Below are 19,332 nucleotides of genomic sequence, written 5' to 3' on the forward strand. Positions count from 1 at the left end.
CCCCTCGCGTTGTGTTTGCGCGAACAATCGCGGAGGGGGCGGGAAGCGTCAAGCGGGCTTATTGACCCTGTTCAGCCTTCAGCTCTTCGATGTCTTTGAATTTGATGGATTCCCCGCAGCCGCAGGCGTCCACCACGTTGGGGTTACGGAATTTAAACCCCGATTCCAGCAGGCTGGTTTCATAGTCGATTTCGGTGCCGAACAGGAACATCTGGGCCATAGGCGCGATCATCACGCGGGCGCCGTTCTGTTCGACCACTTCGTCGTTGGGATCAACTTCGGAGACATACTCCATCGTGTATTCCATACCGGCGCAGCCACCTTTCTTGATGCCGATCCGCAGCCCTTGCGAGCCGTCGCGTGCCATCAGTTTGGTGATCTGCTTTGCCGCCGCATCCGAGATGCTGACGGCCTGTTTTCCGGGGATTGCGAACATGTCGTGTCCTTTCTGCGCAGGGCGCAAAGAGGGTTACATAAAGCCCAATTCCAGCCGGGCTTCGTCGCTCATCATTTCCATGCCCCAGGGCGGGTCGAAGACCAGCTCGACCGTGGCGCTTTTCACGCCGGGGACCGGTTCGATCGCATCCTGAATCCAGCCGGGCATGTCGCCTGCAACGGGGCAGCCGGGCGCGGTTAGGGTCATGATGACATGAACCTCGTTTTCGGGCGAGATGTTGATCGTGTAGATCAGGCCCAAGTCGTAGATGTTCACCGGAATTTCCGGGTCAAACACGGTGCGACACGCCTCGACGATCGCCTCATGCAGGGGGTGATCGGTCGACGAAGGTGCGATCAGGGGCGTGCCTTCCAGCTGTTCATTCGCCTGGGTCATCATCTGTCCTGTTCTATTTCCTGAGCATTCATATAGGGAATGCCCCGCCTCCCGTAAAGTGGGAGGCGATGAGTCTGAGGTATTGCAGGGGCCGGTGCCTTAGCTTTCGGCGCCTGAATCAGCCTTTCTGCGGCGCACAGGCGCAGGGCGCACTTTCAGTTCGATTGCGTCGAACAGCATGCCAGCGATGTTTTTCTTGCTGGCTTTCTCGATTCCCTCAAGGCCGGGGGACGAGTTTACCTCTAGCACCTTCGGGCCATCGTCCGAGCGCAGCAGGTCCACGCCCGCCAAGCCAAGGCCAAAGGTTTTGGCGGCGCGGATGGCGGTGTCACGCTCTTCCTTGGTGATGCGAATTGCGGTGGCGCTGCCGCCCCGATGCAGGTTGCTGCGGAAATCCCCTTCGGCGCCGGTGCGCTTCATCGAGGCGACGACTTTGCCGTCGATCACCAGGCAGCGGATATCCTCGCCTGCGGCTTCTTTCACGAACTGTTGCACAAGAAAGTTGGCTTTCAGGCCGCGGAACGCGTCGATCACCGACTCGGCGGCTTTCTTGGTTTCGGCCAGAACCACGCCTTTGCCTTGGGTCGATTCCAGCAGCTTGACGATCAGGGGCGCACTGCCCACCAGACCGATCAGGTTGCTGGTGTCCTTGGGCGAGCTGGCAAAGGCCGTGACGGGCATGCCGATCTTGGCCTTGGCCATCAACTGGTGCGCATATAGTTTGTCACGGCTGGCGGTGATGCCTTGGCTGCCGTTCACGCAATAGGTGCCAATGGTTTCGAACTGGCGCATGATCGCTGTGCCATAGCTGGTGATGCTGGCACCGATGCGCGGGATCACCGCGTCATAGCGGGGCAGGCGTTTGCCGTCGTAGTAAACTTCGGGCGCAAGCGCATTGATCGCCATGTAGCAGCGGGCGGTGTCGATCACCTCCACCGAGTGGCCGCGGGCTTCGCCTTCTTCCACCAGACGGCCCGTCGAGAAGTTGGTCTCGCGGCTTAGCACAGCCACGCGCAGGGCGCGGCGGGGGGCCGATTGGGCGATCTTGGTGGTGTGATAGACGTCGTAATTCAGCTTGGGCTGGCAGAACCGTTCAGCGGGGGCCACGGTCACCCGTTCACCCAAAGCTTGACGCCCCAGCAGCATGCGGGCCGCCATGGTGCGGCGGTCGGTCAGGGTCAGCTCAACGGGCCAGTCGACTCCATTGATCAGCAGTTTGGACTGGATCACATACCGCAACTCGGTCTCACCGTTCGAGCTGGTGACCTCGCGGCGGTCGATGATCTCGGCCGAGCAAGGGATGACCAGATCTTCGCGTCCGGGGATGGGATGCACGGTAAAGCGCACGCGCGGACGGGTTGCACTGCCGAAGGATTCAATGTCAAAGGCGTGCAAAGCACTGGTGCGCGCTCCGGTGTCGACTTTGGCGCGCAAGGCCGGCAGACCCAGATCAGGCAGACTTACCCACTCTTCCCAGCCAAGCGTAAGGGGCAGCGGGGCGGCTTCTGCAATGTCATGGGGTTCGGTCATTTAAGGGGGCTCCTTGTCGTCGGACCATAAGGTTCGACTTATACTGGGGGCGCGATAAAACGAGAGTATGACCATGGCAACAGGTTTTCGCTTTGATCTCAAGGCTACAGATGGGAAAGCCCGCACTGGCGTGATTGAAACGCCGCGGGGGGAAATTCGGACGCCTGCATTCATGCCAGTAGGCACGGCGGCGACGGTCAAGGCGATGCTGCCCGAAAGCGTTCGGGCGACCGGTGCTGATATCCTGCTTGGCAATACCTATCACCTGATGCTGCGCCCCACGGCGGAACGGATCGACCGTTTGGGCGGCCTGCACAAGTTCATGAACTGGGACCGTCCCATCCTGACGGATTCGGGCGGGTTTCAGGTCATGTCGCTGGCCGGACTGCGCAAGCTGACCGAAAAAGGCGTGACCTTCAAAAGCCATGTGGACGGGTCTAAGCACGAAATCACGCCTGAGCGCAGCATGGAGATCCAGCGCCTGCTGGGGTCCGATATTGTTATGTGTTTCGACGAATGCACTCCGTTCCCAGCCACCGAAGCGCAGGCACTGGAATCGATGCGTCTGTCTATGCGGTGGGCGCAGCGGTCGCGCGATGCTTTCGGGGATCGGCCCGGTCACGCGCTGTTCGGCATCCAGCAGGGCAGCGTCTTCCGCGACCAGCGCGAGGAAAGCGCCGAGGCGCTACAGAAGATCGGCTTTGACGGCTACGCCGTCGGCGGTCTGGCCGTGGGCGAAGGGCAGGACATGATGTTCGACGTGCTGGAATATGCGCCCGACATGCTGCCCGTGGACAAGCCGCGTTATCTGATGGGTGTCGGCAAGCCTGATGATATCGTGGGCGCCGTGAAGCGGGGCATTGATATGATGGACTGCGTGCTGCCGTCCCGCTCGGGCCGGACGGGGCAGGTCTTTACCCGTCGCGGTGTGCTGAACATCAAGAACGCCCGCCATCAGGATGACCCGCGTCCCTTAGATGAGGAATGCGGCTGCCCCGCTTGCCGGAACTACAGTCGCGCCTATTTCCACCACACTTTCCGCGCCAAGGAAATCATCCAGTCCATGCTGCTGACATGGCACAACCTGCATTACTATCAGGACCTAATGCAGGGCATGCGCGACGCCATCTCCGCAGGCACCTTTGCCGCATGGGAGGCCGATTTCCACGCCAAACGCGCCGAAGGGGATATCGAGCCGCTTTGATGATTTGCGCTAAAAGGTTAGGCGTTTTGCGCTAATCGAAGCAGGGTCATTGCGATAATCTCTCCGTATTTCTGAAATATGGAGAGATCATGCGTTTCTTGATTGTTTTTCTGGCGCTGTCTGGCCCTGCCTTTGCCCAAGAAAAGACCTGCGCCGATGCGATGTGCCCTGCGGACAACGGCGAGTTTGCTCTGCACCTGCCGCATCCGTCCGATTGCACGAAGTTTTGCAAATGCGACTGGGGGCAGGCCTATGAATTCTCGTGCCCCGGAGAACTGCACTTCAACGCGGACCTTCAGGTCTGCGACTGGCCAGAGGCGGCTCAGTGCGAAGCTGAGGACAAGAAATAGCGCTCACTGCCGCACATTCGCACAACAACGTGTTCAATGAGGCGCTGTAGGGGAACTTGCAGCGCCTCGTTACGTTCATAGGTCAAAGCAGACGCCCCGCGCTGGGTGCATGATTTCAGGAGTTCTGTGATGACCGACACCGTTTTTACCCCCTTCACCGCTGGCAAGATCAAGATGGCGAACCGCATCGTAATGGCGCCGTTGACCCGCAACCGTGCAGATGATGAGACTGGCGAAGTGAATGATCTGCATGTGGAATATTATCGCCAGCGTGCAACGGCGGGTCTGCTGATCACCGAGGCCACCAATATCAGCCCCGAAGGCAAAGGCTATATCCAGACCCCCGGAATCTTCACCAATGGCCAAGTGGCCGCATGGAAAAAGGTGACTGATGCAGTCCACGCTGAAGGCGGCAAGATCGTCGTGCAGCTTTGGCACGTGGGGCGGATCTCGCACACCTCGATCCAGCCGAATAATGAGCCGCCAGTGGCCCCCAGCGCCATCGGGGCAGGGGTGAAGACCTTTACCAAAAACGGGTTTGAAGAAACCTCGGTTCCCCGTGCGCTTGGCACTGAGGAACTAACCCGCGTGATCGAGGATTACGCCCACGCCACCCGCTGCGCCAAAGAGGCGGGCTTTGACGGGGTCGAGGTGCATGGGGCCAACGGCTATCTACTGGACCAGTTCATGAAAGACGGCGCGAACAAGCGGACCGACCGTTATGGCGGCAGCGTTGCCAACCGCACTCGTCTGTTGTTTGAGGTTCTGGACGCGGTCATCGCCGCTTGGGACGCGGAACATGTGGGCCTGCGCCTGTCGCCGTTTGCGAATGCCAACGGGGTCAGTGACAGCGATCCGCTGGCCACCTTCACGCCGGTCTTTGAACGCCTGAACGAATACAAGCTGGCCTACCTGCACGTGGTCGAAGGCCAAACGGGCGGCGCCCGTGATGGCGAGTTCGAAAAGCTGCGCGCCCTCTACAAGGGCACCTACATGGGCAACAACGGCTATGACAAAGCGCTGGCAAACAAACGTCTGGCGGACGGGGTTGATCTGGTGGCCGTGGGCCGCCCCTTCATTGCCAATCCCGACCTGGTTCTGCGCTGGCATCAGGACGCGCCCCTGAACGCGGGCGACCAAAGTACCTACTACGGCGGTGGGGCCAAGGGCTATACGGATTACCCGACCTTGTAAGGCCGCTTGGTTGCTGAATAAAACAGCTTGGGGCAGGCCCGAAGACCCATCGGCGTGCCCCCTGTTTCCGCAATAAAAACCACAGTTTTATGAGGTTTTTACGGATTTTTATCCCTTGGCCGCGCGTTTGGTGCGCGGCTTGCACAGTTACTACGTTCGAAGGGTCGTAGTGCTATACTGCAGAAGGTGCGGTAGAGTTACGCCTTCTGCGGTTGTTGTGCCCTTGCCGTTCCCGCAGCATGGGGGCATTGTGAGCAAAAGCCGGTTGTAATGAGTGTTCTGAACACCCAAATTAAGCAGTCGGAAACGTGGAGATGGTACGCGCTGCCGACTTAGGGGCCGATGCCATCTTGCCAGGAAGAAGGACGCATTATGCAAGAACCTCTCAACACCTCTTATCCGGTCCTGCCGCTGCGTGACATCGTGGTGTTCCCACACATGATCGTTCCGCTGTTCGTAGGCCGTGAAAAGTCGGTGCGCGCGCTGGAAGAGGTCATGGCGGACGACAAGCAGATCCTGCTGTCCAGCCAGATTGACGCCAGCATCGATGATCCGGGCACAGAGGGCATCTACAAGGTCGGCGTGCTGGCCAATGTCCTGCAACTGCTCAAGCTGCCCGATGGCACCGTGAAGGTGCTGGTCGAAGGCATCGCGCGTGTCAAAATCATGGAATACCTGCCGAACGAGGCCTTCTTTGAGGCCCGCGCTGAACTGCTGGAAGAGGACCTTGGCGACGAAGCCGCGGTTGCTGCCCTAGAGCATTCGGTCGCCGAAGAGTTCGAGCGTTACGCCAAGATCAAGAAAAACATCCCTGAAGAAGCGCTGGCCAGTGTCTCGGAGACCGAGGACGCGGGCAAGCTGACCGACCTTGTGGCCGGTCATCTGGGCATCGACGTGAAGCAGAAGCAAGAGCTGCTGGAAATGCTGGTGGTCTCGGACCGTCTTGAGCATGTCTATGGCCTGATGCAGGGCGAGATGTCGGTTCTTCAGGTCGAGAAAAAGATCAAGAGCCGCGTTAAGACCCAGATGGAGCGCACACAGCGCGAATACTATCTGAACGAACAAATGAAGGCGATCCAGCGCGAGCTGGGGGATGGCGACGAACAGAACGAAGTCGCCGAGCTGGAAGAAAAGGTTGCCAACACCAAGCTGTCGAAAGAGGCCCGTGAAAAGGCCGAGGCCGAGATCAAAAAGCTCAAGAACATGAGCCCGATGTCCGCCGAAGCGACCGTTGTGCGCAACTATCTGGACTGGATGCTGTCGATCCCGTGGGGCGTGCGTTCGCGCGTCAAAAAGGATCTGGGCCGCGCCGAAGAGATTCTGGATACCGATCACTATGGTCTGGAAAAGGTCAAAGAGCGGATCGTCGAATATCTGGCCGTGCAAAGCCGCAGCAAAAAGCTGAAAGGCCCGATCATGTGCCTCGTCGGCCCTCCGGGCGTGGGTAAAACCTCGCTGGGTAAGTCGGTGGCAAAGGCCACGGGTCGTGAGTTTATCCGCATCAGCCTTGGCGGCGTGCGTGACGAATCCGAGATCCGCGGTCACCGCCGGACCTACATCGGCTCGATGCCCGGCAAGATCATTCAGGCGCTGAAGAAGGCGAAAACCACCAACCCGCTGATCCTGCTCGATGAGATCGACAAGATGGGGCAGGACATGCGTGGCGATCCGGCATCGGCGATGCTGGAGGTGCTGGACCCTGAACAGAACTCGACCTTCGTGGACCACTATCTTGAGGTGGAATACGACCTGAGCGACGTGATGTTCCTGACCACATCGAACAGCTACAACATGCCTGGGCCGCTGCTGGACCGGATGGAGATCATCCCGCTGTCCGGCTACACCGAGGAAGAAAAGACCGAGATTGCCCGTCGTCACCTGATCCCCAAACAGATTGCGGGTCATGGTCTGAAGAAAGGCGAATTCGCGGTCACCGACGAAGGTTTACTGGATGTAGTGCGCTACTACACCCGTGAGGCTGGCGTCCGGAACCTTGAGCGTGAGATTGCCAAATTGGCGCGGAAAGCCGTGACCAAGATCATCAAGAAAGAGGTGGAGACCGTTACCGTCACCCCCGAAAACCTTGAGGATTTCCTTGGTGTGAAGCGCTACCGTCATGGTCTGGCCGAAAAAGAGGATCAGGTGGGTGTAGTCACCGGTCTGGCCTATACCTCGGTCGGGGGCGATCTGCTGCAGATCGAAGCCCTGCGTCTGCCCGGTAAGGGCCGGATGAAGACCACCGGTAAGCTTGGCGACGTGATGAAGGAATCGATTGACGCGGCGTCCAGCTATGTCCGCTCGATCAGCCCGCAGATCGGCGTGAAGCCTCCCAAGTTTGACACTTGGGATATTCACGTCCACGTGCCCGAAGGGGCCACCCCGAAAGACGGCCCCTCGGCTGGTCTGGCGATGGTGACCTCGATCGTGTCTGTGCTGACGGGTATTCCGGTGCGCAAGGATATCGCCATGACCGGCGAAGTTACCCTGCGTGGTAATGCGCTGGCGATCGGTGGTCTGAAAGAGAAGCTGCTGGCAGCTCTGCGCGGGGGCATCACCACGGTGTTCATCCCGCAAGAGAACGAAAAGGATCTGCCGGAGATTCCGGACAACGTGAAAGCGGGTCTGCAAATCATCCCCGTGACTCACGTCAGTCAGGTGCTAGAGCAGGCGCTGGTGCGTCAGCCCGAGCCCGTGGAATGGGATGAGGCTGCCGAAGAGGCCGCCGCTGCCAAACGTCTGAGCGAGCAGCAAGCCGCAAGTGCGATTGCTCACTAAGCGTTGATCGCGAAGTTGATCCGAAAAGGCGTGGCCCCCGTGGCTGCGCCTTTTCTTTTAGATTTGTTCGCGTCATGGTGGAAATAACGCTTCTTTCTACAGGATTGTATTATGAGAGACGACACTTACGACCAAGACCGCGTCGGCGATATTGACGCCGCTATGCCCGCTCCGACTGTTGCGACTGTTTCCGATGCCGACCTCTCTGTTGCAGGCCCTGTGTTCAGCAAAAAGGACCTGCTGGATGCGGTGAATGAGATGGTCGACGTTAAGCGTCCCGATGTGAAAAAGGTGCTTGAGGCGGCATTGCAACTGATCGGTGAAAAGCTGGTCGAAGGGCGCGAATTGAACCTCGCGCCAATGGGCCGCATCATGCCAAAGCGGACCAAATCCGGCGGTAAAGCCACCGTCGTCACCTGCAAAGTGCGCGTCCCGCAGAATGTGGAAAAAGGTGGCCGAAAGGGTCTTGCAGAGGGTGGCGAAGACGAATAAACCCGCCGCCACGGGTGATTAGCTCAGTGGTAGAGCGCTTCGTTCACATCGAAGATGTCAGGAGTTCAAATCTCTTATCACCCACCAGAATTCTAGGGCGCACCCTGCAAAGGGCGCGCCCGTTTCGTATCACCCGAGGCCCCATGTCCCTGCCAGAGCTATACATTCTGCGCCATGGAGAAACCGAGGCAAACGCCGAGGGGCGGATGCAGGGTGGCATTGATTCCCCTCTTACGGAAAAGGGGCTGGCGCAGGCCGATAAGATGGCGCAGCTGCTGGCGGACTGCGGTGTCTCGCCCACCAGATTTGACCTGATTTCCAGCCCGCAAGGCAGGGCGATGCAGACCGCATCCCCTATTTCCAAGGCGACGGGCTGCCCGATCACTGAAGATGCGCGGATCGCTGAAATCGGGATGGGCCTATGGGCCGGTTTGCTTTTGTCGGAAATCGCCACCCGCTGGCCTGCGCCGGTCACGCCGGAAAGCAGTTTACAGTTCTATGCCCGCGCCCCTGAAGCTGAGAGTTTCGACAGTCTCTGGGCCAGAACCTCTGATTTCCTAAGTGGTTTGCAGCGCCCTGCAGTCATCATAACACACGGATTTACCTCACGATTCTTACGTACGCAGGTGCGTGGGCGCGGGATGGATCGTCTGTCAGAGGTGCCCGATGGGCAGGGGGTCATCTTTCATTTTCACGCGGGCAAAGAGCGCGTGATAAAATAAGTGAAATTTTTGTATCAACTGCTCTTGCCATCCTCGAATGCTGCTTGTAGATACCCCGTCATCGGGTGATTAGCTCAGTTGGTAGAGCGCTTCGTTTACACCGAAGATGTCGGGAGTTCGAGTCTCTCATCACCCACCACTTCCCCTACAGAGACCGAATGAAATGCCGCTGTTAACCCAGCCAGCATTCCACTTTTTCGATCCGTCCCCGTGCAATCGGGATATCCGTGTGGTGCGCGACGTGAAGCACGCGCTTGCCTTCTTTCGTCATCAAAAGCGGCGCCGCATTGCGGGACACCCACCAAGAGCGGTGCGGCTGGATGCCATCCAGATCGCCAACTTTGTCCAGAAAGTCAGTCATGCGGGCGCGTATGGTGATCGTCTCATCGGTCATCTGGATCTCAAGATAATGCTCCTGCGCCCGCGCAAACAGAATCCTGTCCGTGCTGAGGGTGAACTCGCCAAACTCAATAGAGCTGGGAGGCGTTATCAAGATGGGAAAGCTGCGGGCCTCGGAGGTTGGTTGCGGGTCTTCTTTGTTCTCATATCTTGCGCGGACCTCACGGACAGCGCCGGGCATGGCGTAGCGTAGGAAAATCGCTTCGAACCCTTGCTGAGCAATCAGTAGAAATATGTGATGGGGCCAGAGGGTCAGTTTCCACGCGCCGTCGGTCAGATATTCGGCCATGGCAACATGGTAGAGGGTGGACAGCACAAAGCCCGGAAATCCAAAAAAGAAGACCGGCACCGAGGGCAGAGTCCTAACGGGCAGGGCGCTCCAGAGCGTGAGCTGCACCATATAGCCCGCAACGAATATCACTAGCCCCGAAATCCAGATCACGAACGACAAGGGCAGGCTCAGGAACTGAAGATATTCTTCGGGATCCAGGAGTGTGAGGATCGTCGTAATGGTTAAGATAAAAGTAATGGAGGTCCGCGTAATCAATGCGGGGTATGTCCATCGCAGTTGGATGTGGTGGCCACGACCCAAAATGTCGTAGATCGTGAATTCCCGATCAAGTGCGCGCGAGAGTGCCGAAATCATTCGTCTTTGTACCCGCGTTCATTTGTCGACGGTCCGCTGGACTGCAACCATTCCTCCACTGCCTCAATCCGCCCTCTTGCCACGGGAACACGCTTGCCAGAGGCGGTCAACAGCGATTTCTGGCGGCCCTCGGTCAGGAAACTGGGTTTGGCCTCGGCTGAGACCCACCAGGACCGATGCGGTTGAATGCCGTGTTCCGGGGCTGCCTGGTCGATCGCATCCGAGATTCGTGCCCGTACAATCTGGGTTTCCCCCGATAGCATCTGGAAATGCAGGTAGTGCTGGTTCGAGGCAATCGTTTCGACCTCTTCAATGGCGCAGGCCCAGTCTCCCAATTTGAACTGAGCGCGACGGGATTCCCGCTCGGCATCTTCCTGCTTCAGCTTGGCCATCACGTCCGGCAACACGTAGCGGACAAAAAGGAATTCGAACAACTGTGCGACAATTGCGAACAACAAAAGGTCCATCTGGAAGCGGAACTCATACGCCCCCTTCGAGATGATGCTGATCGAGCCTTCGATGATCAGGGTCGCGAAAAAGAACGCGATACCGCTGTAGATCGGAAGATAGATGACACACTTCTGGCCGCGCCAAAGCATCACTGTCAGCAGCAATAGCGTGAAATACACCAGCGCAAATGCTGCCTCTGCATAAATCCACACCATTGCCGCCACAGGCAGTGAAACGTAGTCCAAAAAACCGTGTGGATCGAGAAAAAGAAGTGTAAGGGCAGTTAATATAAGGAAAACAACGGCTTCGCGGCTCGCGAATATGCGAGGTATTTCACGAAGCGTGAGGTGTATTTCGTGCCATAAAGCGTCAAATGCGTGCATTTCACGACAGAAGGCTTGTTTGATCATCTTCATACCGATTAAGAGTTACTTGTGCGTCATTGGACGGTGTTTAACCTTTGGCGCTCGTGTTTGTTAGCCAGTGATTTGGTGCGAGTTTGCGATAGGCCGTCGGTTTGGTGAGCGGCTTAACTAGGTTTTTTGGTATGCCTACGGCCTGTCGCCCCCTCTCTTCCTGACAATTCCCGAAATGTTATCATCATTCGCGCTCTGGTTTAACCCGCGCGCATGGATAGGCTAGCGATTGTTTCGCACGCGGGAACTTCCCTGCAAATCCATTTCCTCTGAGACGGTCCCATATAAAGGGGCTGCACCGCGCCCTCCGCATGGTGCCTCTTTACGTGTGGCAAGCGAAAAAATCCCATTGTGACAGGGGTTTGAATTTTTTTCGGAAAAGTTGTTCAGACTCGCTTGACGCCACCGGTGGCTCGGCATAAACACCGCCCACACGCTTGATAAGGGTCAAGCAAACAGCAGCTGCGGTTGTAGCTCAGTTGGTTAGAGTACCGGCCTGTCACGCCGGGGGTCGCGGGTTCGAGCCCCGTCAACCGCGCCACTGCTGATTAAAAGACCCGAGGCAAGCGTTATAGCGCGGTTGTAGCTCAGTTGGTTAGAGTACCGGCCTGTCACGCCGGGGGTCGCGGGTTCGAGCCCCGTCAACCGCGCCATTTTTCCTCTTAGGAAAATGTGGTTATTATCAAGATCGCGCTGGAAACAGCTGCGGTCTGATATAGTTTATACCACATGGATTGGATCGCTTTCTCACTGCTTCTACTGGCTTGTTTTGCAGCAGGCGCCACCGGGGTGATTTTCAAACCCGGTGATTGGTATCTGTCGTTGCAAAAGCCCGGTTTCACGCCGCCGAACTGGACCTTTCCGGTGGTTTGGACCTCTCTCTATATACTGATGGCACTGGCGGGCGGACGAGCGGTCGCGGCTGGTGGCCCTTTGCTTGGTCTCGGGATGGCCCTCTGGGCCGCGCAGATTGCTTTCAACACGCTTTGGACCCCTGTGTTCTTCGGTGCGCATCGCATTCGCCTGGGCATGGCAATCATCATCTTTCTGTGGCTTCTGGTTGCGGCGGACATGGTGGTGATGTGGCGGATCGATTGGTTGGCAGGGATGCTGCTTGTGCCCTATCTGGCGTGGGTTACTGTCGCTGCCGCGCTGAATGCGGGCATTTGGCGCCTGAACCCAACAGCATTGAAACGCCCCGCGACGCCCTGATCCCTTGAACCTGTGCTGTCCCGCGTCTATGCCCGCCCCCGATGCAAAGGGCCTCGGATGAGAATGCAATGGCACAGATGATTCCCGCATGGGTGGACGGCGTGCTGACGCCGGTCGAAAAGCTGGAGGTTCACCAGCGCGGGCTCCGCCATCCGGCGATCTCGGTATTTTTGGTGCGGGATGGTCAGGTTCTGCTGCAACAGCGGGCCCTTTCCAAGTACCACACGCCGGGTCTCTGGGCGAACACCTGCTGCACGCATCCTCTCTGGCAGGAACCCTCTGAAACCTGCGCCCTGCGCCGCCTTGATGAGGAACTGGGCATCACCGGTGTGACCCTCGAACTTCGCCAGACCGTCGAATATCGCGCGGATGTGGGGCAGGGCCTGACCGAACATGAATTGGTCGATATCTACATCGCCCATTGCGCGACCCCCCTGACAATCGCCCCGCACCCGGATGAGGTCATGGACACCCGCTGGGTTCCCCTCGAACACCTCGCCCAAGAAATCGCCGCCGCCCCCCAAGACTTCACCCCTTGGATGCAGATCTACATGGCCGATCACGCAGAAACGATCTTCGGCGCGAAATAAAAGGCCGCCCGAAGGCGACCTCTCACAGCCTATAGCTGCCTCTTTCATCTTGGCACAAATACCTCGGGGGGCGAGGGCTTGCCCGAGCGGGGCAGAGCCCCACACAAGCGATTCAAGCAAATTACCGCGACAAGGCCTCAAGCACCCGTGCCCAAGAGCGCATGCCCTTGTGGAAGCTTTCCACATTATACTTCTCGTTGGGCGAATGGATGCGGTCGTCGTCTTGGGCAAAACCGATCAGCATGGCGTCCATACCAAGGATGTCCTTGAACAGACCCGCAATCGGGATCGATCCGCCCATACCCACAAATACCGCCTCGCGGTCCCACTCGTCAGACAGGGCCTGACGGGCGGCCTCGAACTCGGGACGGTTGATGTTCATGACCGAGGCCTTGGCTCCATCAATGTCATTGTCCCACTTGATGCTCGCGTCCTGTGGCAAGCGTGCCTCGATATGCTTGCGCACAACGCTTCGCACGTGAACGGGGTCCATATCTCCCACCAGACGGCACGTGATTTTGCAGTGCGCCTCCGACGGGATCACGGTTTTGCTGCCCGCGCCATTATAGCCGCCCCACAGGCCGTTCACTTCCAGCGTAGGCCGCGCCCACTGTAGTTCCAGCGTGGAATAGCCCGCCTCGCCGTGGGCTTTGCTCATGCCGACGCTGCCCAGATAGTCGTCCTCGTCAAAGCCGCAGGTCTCCCACTGGCGCTTCAACTCGTCGGAAACCTCGTGGACACCTTCATAGAAACCTTCGACCGACACGCGGCCGGTCTCGTCATGAAGGGACGAGACGATAGCGGAAATCGCATGCAGCGGGTTCAGGGCGGTGCCGCCATAGTGACCCGAATGCAGATCCATCTTGGGGCCGATCAAGGTGAACTCTTCCTTCAGCATCCCGCGCAGCTGGCTGGCGATCGAGGGCACACCAGGGGCGACCATCGACGTGTCGCAAATCAGCGCGATATCCGCGCCAAGTTCTGCCGCGTTCTCTTTCATGAAGGGAATCAGTGAGGGGCTGCCGCTTTCTTCTTCGCCCTCAAAGAAGAATGTGATGCGGCAGGGCAGGGTGCCATGCACCGATTTCCACGCGCGGCAGGCTTCGACAAAGGTCATAAGCTGGCCTTTATCGTCCGATGCGCCACGGCCACGGATCACTTTGACGCCGTCCGCATCCTCGATTGCTGGATCGAAGGGATCGCGGTGCCACAGGTTCAGCGGGTCGACGGGCTGCACATCATAGTGGCCGTAGAACAGTACATGAGGGCCGTCGCCCTCTACGTGGCCGACAACCATCGGATGGCCGGGTGTTTGGCGTTTTTCTGCATTTATCCCAAAGCTTTTAAGGTCTGCGACCAGCCAGTCGGCGGCGTCCTGACAGTTTTGGGCATAGGCGGGATCGGTGGAAATCGACTGGATGCGCAGCAGGTCCATCAGGCGCTCCAGCGCCCCATCAAGGTCCTGATCGATCTTTTCCAGTACGGATGACAGAGACATCTTTACCTCCAGAATTGTCTGCCGCGACCCTAACAGGGGTCTAAGCGAAGTCCAGTCGCTGCCGTTGACACAGATCAAAGTCTAATAGGTGCGGCACCTTGTAGCCTGTTGCCTACGCGAACAGTAACCTATATCCGTTCTAAATTAGCGGTAGGCCCAGGTAGGCACGCCCCTTGCTTGAACGGTATAGGGACGACCAGACATAGGAGAGACCGGTGGAATACACCCAGCAGCTCGATACAGCTTTGAACCGTCTGCATGAAGAAGGCCGCTATAGGACCTTTATCGATATCGAGCGTCGGAAAGGTAATTTCCCCCACGCGGTATGGCGTAAGCCCGACGGCACCGAACAGCAAATCACTGTGTGGTGTGGCAACGATTACCTCGGCATGGGTCAGCACCCTGTCGTTTTGGCCGCTATGCACGAAGCTCTGGACGCCACTGGCGCGGGCTCGGGCGGCACCCGCAATATCTCGGGCACCACGGTCTATCACAACCGTCTTGAGGCCGAACTGGCCGATCTGCACCAGAAAGAGGCAGCGCTGCTGTTCACCAGCGCATACATCGCGAATGACGCGACCCTTTCGACCTTGCCCAAGCTATTCCCCGGTCTGATCATCTATTCCGATGAGCTGAACCACGCCTCGATGATCGAAGGCATCCGCCGCAACGGTGGCGCCAAGCGCGTGTTCCGTCACAACGACGTGCAGCACCTGCGCGAGCTGATGGCCGCCGATGATCCCAAAGCCCCCAAGTTGGTGGCCTTTGAATCGGTCTATTCGATGGACGGTGATTTCGGCCCGCTGGCCGAGTTGTGCGATGCTGCCGAAGAATTCGGTGCACTGACCTATCTGGACGAAGTACACGCTGTCGGCATGTACGGTCCCCGCGGTGGCGGCGTTTCCGAGCGTGACCACCTGACCCATCGTATGGACATCATCAACGGCACTCTGGGCAAAGCCTTCGGTGTGCATGGGGGCTATATCGCCGCCAGCGCCAAGATGTGTGATGCAATCCGTTCTTACGCTCCGGGATTTATTTTCACCACCTCGCTGCCTCCGGTTGTGGCGGCAGGGGCGGCGGCCAGCATTGCCCATCTGAAAGCGGATGCAACCATTCGCGAACAGCATCAGACACAGGCAAAGATCCTGAAAACCCGCCTGAAGGGCATGGGTCTGCCGCTGATCGACCATGGCAGCCACATTGTTCCCGTCCACGTGGGCAATCCGGTGAAATGCAAGATGCTGTCCGATATGCTGCTGGAAAAGCACGGCATTTACGTGCAGCCGATCAACTTCCCGACCGTGCCCCGCGGCACCGAGCGTCTGCGCTTCACCCCGTCGCCGGTACACGGCCCGCGCGAGATGGACGCGTTGGTTCGCGCTATGGATGATCTGTGGTCACACTGTGCGCTAAATCGTGCCGAAATGAGCGCCTGAGGCGTAGAATCACAAGATCGCGATAGCACTGTGTTATAATTGCCCTATTAAGTAGGTACTTCGATTCGCCAAAAGGCGAGTCGAGTGCCATGTTGGGGCGGTTACAGGGCAGTTTGATGGGTATCCTTAGAAAAACCCGTAAAGAGGACGTTGACGTGGTCGAAGGCCCTAAGGGCTTTGACGATTACGATCTGCGCCTTGGTGATATGCTACGAGGCGAGCGTGCGACCCTCGGCAAATCCCTATTGGATGTGCAGCGAGAGCTGCGCATCAAAGCGTCCTATATCGCTGCAATTGAAAATTGCGACCCGACCGTATTTGACACGCCCGGGTTCATCGCCGGATACGTGCGTTCCTACGCGCGCTATCTGAACTTGGATCCTGACGCGATTTTTAGACATTTTTGCGTGGAGAGCGGATTTTCGACCGCTCATGGCATGGCGCCCGAGGCTTCTTCACTGAAGACCCGCTCTGCCCCACAACCGAAAACACGTGCTATGAACACAGACCCTTTGCTTGCCTCCGGGACCCCGTTTGTCCCCGGACGCGAAAGCTTCTTTGCCGGGATCGAGCCCGGGGCGATCGGCTCGTCCGTTGCCCTGCTGGCGGTGATCGGCATGCTTGGTTTTGGCGGCTGGACCGTCTTCAACGAGATTCAGCGAGTGCAGCTATCGCCCGTCGAACAGACGCCGGTGCTGGTGTCCGATCTGGATCCCCTGAACAATCCGGCGACCGAGACCATCACCTCGGCTGACGCAGCCGGTGTGTTTAACCCGCCCGCCGAAGCGCTGGACCGCCTCTACCGTCCCGAGGCACTGGATGTGCCCGTTCTGGTGGCCCGCGATGCACCTATCGCGACGCTGGACCCCTCGACCGTGGGCCGCTTCGCCAAGCCGGAACTGCCCCAGATGGTGGCCTCAGCTGCGCCCGTCGTGGATACGCTGCCCGCTGGTGCGCCTGCGACCCCGCAGGTTGTGGCCGATGGCCCGCCCAAACTGGCTGTGGTCGCTGTGCGTCCCGCATGGGTGCGCGTCAGCGCGGTTGATGGCTCGGTCATCTACGAAGGCATCATGAACGGCGGCGAAACCTTCGAGGTTCCGCAAACCGAAGAGGCGCCGGTGATCCGCGTTGGCGAATCCGGTGCAGTCTATTTCGACATCAACGGCACCCACCATGGCCCCGTGGGCGCACGCGGTGTTGTGACCAAGAATCTGGCTCTGGATGCTCAGTCCTTGTCGGAAACCTATTCGGTTGCCAATCTGGAAGACGACACCGATCTGGCCCGTATCGTGGCCGAAGCCTCGCAGGTGCTGGCACCCGAGGCGATGCCGGAATAACGGCACAGCTGATCTATGAAGTTTTTGTACGAAGGCCGCGGGTGATTGCACCTGCGGCCTTCGGCGCTTATCTGATGGTGAAATGTCCGAACTACGGAGACCGCGTTCCATGTCCCTGAACCACGTCCGCCCTTGGCGCAACATCTACCGCCGCAAGAGCCGCCAGATCATGGTGGGCAATGTCCCCGTCGGCGGGGACGCGCCGATCTCGGTCCAGACCATGACCAACACGGTGACGACGGACATCAAAGGCACCATCGGGCAGGTTCTGGCCGCCGCGGAAGCGGGCGCGGATATCGTACGCATCTCGGTCCCCGACCGCGAAAGCGCCATCGCCCTGAAAGAGATCGTCAAGGAAAGCCCTGTTCCAATCGTGGCGGACATCCATTTCCACTACAAACGCGGGATCGAAGCTGCCGAGGCAGGCGCGGCCTGCCTCCGGATCAACCCGGGCAACATCGGCGATGAAAGCCGCGTTAAAGAGGTCATCAAGGCCGCGCGCGATCATAATTGCTCGATCCGGATCGGGGTGAATGCAGGTAGCTTGGAAAAGCATCTGCTAGAGAAATACGGCGAGCCTTGCCCTGACGCGATGGTCGAAAGCGGGCTGGAGCATATCCGCATCCTGCAGGACAACGACTTTCACGAATTCAAGATCAGCGTGAAGGCCAGCGACGTCTTCCTTGCCGCCGCCGCCTATCAGGGGATCGCCGAGGCCACCGACGCGCCGATCCATCTGGGCATCACCGAAGCGGGCGGCCTGATGTCGGGCACCATCAAATCGGCCATCGGCCTTGGCAACCTGCTGTGGATGGGCATTGGCGACACGATCCGCGTCAGCCTCTCGGCCGATCCGGTGGAAGAGGTGAAAGTAGGCTATGAGATCCTGAAATCCCTCGGCCTGCGTCATCGCGGCGTGAACATCATCAGCTGCCCCAGCTGTGCCCGTCAGGGCTTTGATGTCATCAAGACTGTCGAGACGCTGGAAAAGCGCCTTGAGCACATCAAAACACCCATGAGCCTTTCGATCATCGGCTGCGTCGTCAACGGTCCCGGTGAGGCGCTGATGACCGACGTTGGCTTTACCGGCGGCGGCGCTGGTAGCGGCATGGTTTATCTGGCCGGTCAGCAAAGTCATAAGATGTCGAATGACCAGATGGTCGATCACATCGTTGAGCAAGTCGAAAAGCGTGCCGCCGAGATTGATGCGGCTGCGGCGTCCGAGGCGGCCGAGTAAGGGGAGACCTGCTTTTTTGTCTGCGGTGGGAAGTGAGTATTTAGGCGATAAAGAAGGGCTTCTTCTTGACCCAAATACTCGAAAACCCGCGTGCAAAAGGCGATGGCGCAGAACGCAGCAGCATTGCTGGACACATGAGTCCGCATCCGTATCGCGCAGGCCGTGATGTTGTGAATGAGTATTTATATCAAGAAGAAGGCCAGTGCCGGTGAGGGCGCTGGCCTTTGTCTTTTGCTAATCAGGTGACTTGGCTCAGTCGGCGCGGATCTCTGCGGCGATTTCTTGCATCGCGGCAAGCGGCACGTAGCCGCGCAGCAGTTGTTCGTCCATCACGAAGGTGGGTGTTCCGCTGATTTGCAGTGTGCCTGCCAGCGTGCGGGTATCCTGCAGCACTTTGTTGATCTCGGGGGCGTTCATCCCCGCGATCACCGCGTCTGCGTCAACGCCAAGGCCTTCGGCGATGCGGCGCAGGGCGGGTTCTTCGAAAGAGCCTTGGTAAGTGATGAGCGCGTCATGGGCGTTTTTATAGGCGTCATCGCCGCCCACTTTTCGGACCGAGAGGGCAAAGCGCGAGGCGGTGACCGAGTCTTCTCCGAGGATCGGGAACTCCTTCACGATAAAGCGGATGTTGCCATCTGTCTCGATCAGCTGGTCCACCTCGGCAGCGGCTTTCCGGCAGTAGCCGCAGCGGTAGTCCAGAAATTCGACCAGAGTAATATCACCGTCGAGATTGCCACCGACCCAGCTGTAGCCGTCGTTGAAGATGGCGTCCGCGTTGCTTTGGACCAGATCACGGTCGGTTGCGGCCTCATTTGCTTGCTGGCGCTGTTCCAGAACAGCAACCGCTTCCATGATGATGTCGGGGTTGTCCAGCAGGTAGGCGCGGACTTCGGCGCGGAAGGCTTCGCGCTGCGCATCGGTGAGGTTCGATAGGTCGGTTTCGGCAACAACAGGCGCAGTCAGGGCAAGCGTCAGGGCACTGGCAGAGATCAGGTGGCGAAGCATCAGG

General features: G+C 58.5%; 18 protein-coding genes and 4 tRNA genes. 15 read left to right on the forward strand and 7 right to left on the reverse strand.

What is annotated here, in order from left to right:
- Nucleotides 1-58: 58 nt before the first annotated feature.
- From CLV74_RS01055 to rimK, 3 genes are all read right to left on the reverse strand, one after another.
- The gene (locus CLV74_RS01055) at nucleotides 59-436 is read right to left on the reverse strand and encodes a HesB/IscA family protein (RefSeq protein ID WP_106262358.1); all 378 of its coding nucleotides are present in this window, start codon (nucleotides 434-436) and stop codon (nucleotides 59-61) included.
- Between the two features lie 33 nt (nucleotides 437-469).
- Nucleotides 470-832 (reverse strand): SUF system Fe-S cluster assembly protein, encoded by a 363-nt coding sequence (locus tag CLV74_RS01060; RefSeq protein WP_106262359.1) that lies wholly within the window; start codon nucleotides 830-832, stop codon nucleotides 470-472.
- A 99-nt stretch (nucleotides 833-931) separates the two neighbouring features.
- On the reverse strand, nucleotides 932-2,362 hold the full coding sequence (gene rimK, locus CLV74_RS01065; protein ID WP_106262360.1) for a 30S ribosomal protein S6--L-glutamate ligase: 1,431 nt from the start codon (nucleotides 2,360-2,362) through the stop codon (nucleotides 932-934).
- A 73-nt stretch (nucleotides 2,363-2,435) separates the two neighbouring features.
- Here rimK and tgt point away from each other — a divergent pair, with 73 nt between their 5' ends.
- The 8 genes from tgt to CLV74_RS01105 all read left to right on the forward strand — a co-directional run bounded on the left by tgt (nucleotide 2,436) and on the right by CLV74_RS01105 (nucleotide 9,238).
- Nucleotides 2,436-3,566 carry a tRNA guanosine(34) transglycosylase Tgt gene (gene tgt / locus CLV74_RS01070; protein WP_106262614.1) on the forward strand — a complete coding sequence of 377 codons (1,131 nt, stop codon included), beginning with the start codon at nucleotides 2,436-2,438 and terminating at the stop codon, nucleotides 3,564-3,566.
- 89 nt (nucleotides 3,567-3,655) lie between these two features.
- Nucleotides 3,656-3,916, forward strand: coding sequence for a chitin binding peritrophin-A domain-containing protein (locus CLV74_RS01075; RefSeq protein ID WP_106262361.1), 261 nt, complete (start codon nucleotides 3,656-3,658; stop codon nucleotides 3,914-3,916).
- 129 nt (nucleotides 3,917-4,045) lie between these two features.
- The gene (locus CLV74_RS01080; protein ID WP_106262362.1) at nucleotides 4,046-5,110 is read left to right on the forward strand and encodes an alkene reductase; all 1,065 of its coding nucleotides are present in this window, start codon (nucleotides 4,046-4,048) and stop codon (nucleotides 5,108-5,110) included.
- A gap of 372 nt (nucleotides 5,111-5,482) precedes the next feature.
- Nucleotides 5,483-7,885 carry an endopeptidase La gene (gene lon, locus CLV74_RS01085; protein WP_106262363.1) on the forward strand — a complete coding sequence of 801 codons (2,403 nt, stop codon included), beginning with the start codon at nucleotides 5,483-5,485 and terminating at the stop codon, nucleotides 7,883-7,885.
- Between the two features lie 111 nt (nucleotides 7,886-7,996).
- Complete coding sequence (locus CLV74_RS01090) at nucleotides 7,997-8,377, forward strand: HU family DNA-binding protein (protein ID WP_106262364.1); 381 nt, start codon at nucleotides 7,997-7,999, stop codon at nucleotides 8,375-8,377.
- A 12-nt stretch (nucleotides 8,378-8,389) separates the two neighbouring features.
- A tRNA-Val gene (locus tag CLV74_RS01095) sits at nucleotides 8,390-8,464 on the forward strand.
- 56 nt (nucleotides 8,465-8,520) lie between these two features.
- Nucleotides 8,521-9,099: a histidine phosphatase family protein gene (locus CLV74_RS01100; RefSeq protein ID WP_106262365.1), complete on the forward strand. Its 579-nt coding sequence runs from the start codon at nucleotides 8,521-8,523 to the stop codon at nucleotides 9,097-9,099.
- Nucleotides 9,100-9,162: 63 nt separating this feature from the next.
- Nucleotides 9,163-9,238: transfer RNA gene (locus CLV74_RS01105), tRNA-Val, on the forward strand.
- 33 nt (nucleotides 9,239-9,271) lie between these two features.
- On the opposite strand, the gene CLV74_RS01110 is transcribed toward CLV74_RS01105, so the two are convergent.
- Nucleotides 9,272-10,144: a LytTR family DNA-binding domain-containing protein gene (locus tag CLV74_RS01110; RefSeq protein ID WP_106262366.1), complete on the reverse strand. Its 873-nt coding sequence runs from the start codon at nucleotides 10,142-10,144 to the stop codon at nucleotides 9,272-9,274.
- Nucleotides 10,141-11,010 carry a LytTR family transcriptional regulator DNA-binding domain-containing protein gene (locus CLV74_RS01115; protein WP_106262367.1) on the reverse strand — a complete coding sequence of 290 codons (870 nt, stop codon included), beginning with the start codon at nucleotides 11,008-11,010 and terminating at the stop codon, nucleotides 10,141-10,143. Before CLV74_RS01115 ends, CLV74_RS01110 begins: the two co-directional genes overlap by 4 nt.
- 464 nt (nucleotides 11,011-11,474) lie before the next feature.
- Between CLV74_RS01115 and CLV74_RS01120 the strand changes: the two genes are divergently transcribed.
- From CLV74_RS01120 to idi, 4 genes are all read left to right on the forward strand, one after another.
- Nucleotides 11,475-11,551 (forward strand) — tRNA-Asp (locus CLV74_RS01120).
- A 35-nt stretch (nucleotides 11,552-11,586) separates the two neighbouring features.
- Nucleotides 11,587-11,663 (forward strand) — tRNA-Asp (locus tag CLV74_RS01125).
- A 76-nt stretch (nucleotides 11,664-11,739) separates the two neighbouring features.
- Entirely contained in the window at nucleotides 11,740-12,222 is a 483-nt protein-coding gene (gene tspO / locus CLV74_RS01130) for a tryptophan-rich sensory protein TspO (RefSeq protein ID WP_106262368.1), read from the forward strand.
- A 68-nt stretch (nucleotides 12,223-12,290) separates the two neighbouring features.
- A complete protein-coding gene (idi, locus tag CLV74_RS01135) occupies nucleotides 12,291-12,812 on the forward strand; it encodes an isopentenyl-diphosphate Delta-isomerase (RefSeq protein ID WP_106262369.1) in 522 nt (173 codons plus the stop codon).
- A gap of 121 nt (nucleotides 12,813-12,933) precedes the next feature.
- On the opposite strand, the gene CLV74_RS01140 is transcribed toward idi, so the two are convergent.
- On the reverse strand, nucleotides 12,934-14,310 hold the full coding sequence (locus CLV74_RS01140; protein ID WP_106262370.1) for a dipeptidase: 1,377 nt from the start codon (nucleotides 14,308-14,310) through the stop codon (nucleotides 12,934-12,936).
- A 215-nt stretch (nucleotides 14,311-14,525) separates the two neighbouring features.
- Here CLV74_RS01140 and hemA point away from each other — a divergent pair, with 215 nt between their 5' ends.
- From hemA to ispG, 3 genes are all read left to right on the forward strand, one after another.
- On the forward strand, nucleotides 14,526-15,749 hold the full coding sequence (hemA, locus tag CLV74_RS01145; protein ID WP_106262371.1) for a 5-aminolevulinate synthase: 1,224 nt from the start codon (nucleotides 14,526-14,528) through the stop codon (nucleotides 15,747-15,749).
- Between the two features lie 116 nt (nucleotides 15,750-15,865).
- Nucleotides 15,866-17,086 (forward strand): RodZ domain-containing protein, encoded by a 1,221-nt coding sequence (locus tag CLV74_RS01150; RefSeq protein WP_106262372.1) that lies wholly within the window; start codon nucleotides 15,866-15,868, stop codon nucleotides 17,084-17,086.
- A 109-nt stretch (nucleotides 17,087-17,195) separates the two neighbouring features.
- Complete coding sequence (ispG, locus tag CLV74_RS01155; protein ID WP_106262373.1) at nucleotides 17,196-18,323, forward strand: flavodoxin-dependent (E)-4-hydroxy-3-methylbut-2-enyl-diphosphate synthase; 1,128 nt, start codon at nucleotides 17,196-17,198, stop codon at nucleotides 18,321-18,323.
- Between the two features lie 252 nt (nucleotides 18,324-18,575).
- Here the strand turns inward: ispG and CLV74_RS01160 are convergent, their stop codons facing one another.
- Nucleotides 18,576-19,328: a DsbA family protein gene (locus CLV74_RS01160; RefSeq protein WP_106262374.1), complete on the reverse strand. Its 753-nt coding sequence runs from the start codon at nucleotides 19,326-19,328 to the stop codon at nucleotides 18,576-18,578.
- Between the last annotated feature and the right edge of the window lie 4 nt (nucleotides 19,329-19,332).

Origin of the sequence: Donghicola tyrosinivorans (genome assembly GCF_003003355.1) — a bacterium.
In the GTDB taxonomy this organism is placed as follows: Bacteria; Pseudomonadota; Alphaproteobacteria; order Rhodobacterales; family Rhodobacteraceae; genus Donghicola; species Donghicola tyrosinivorans.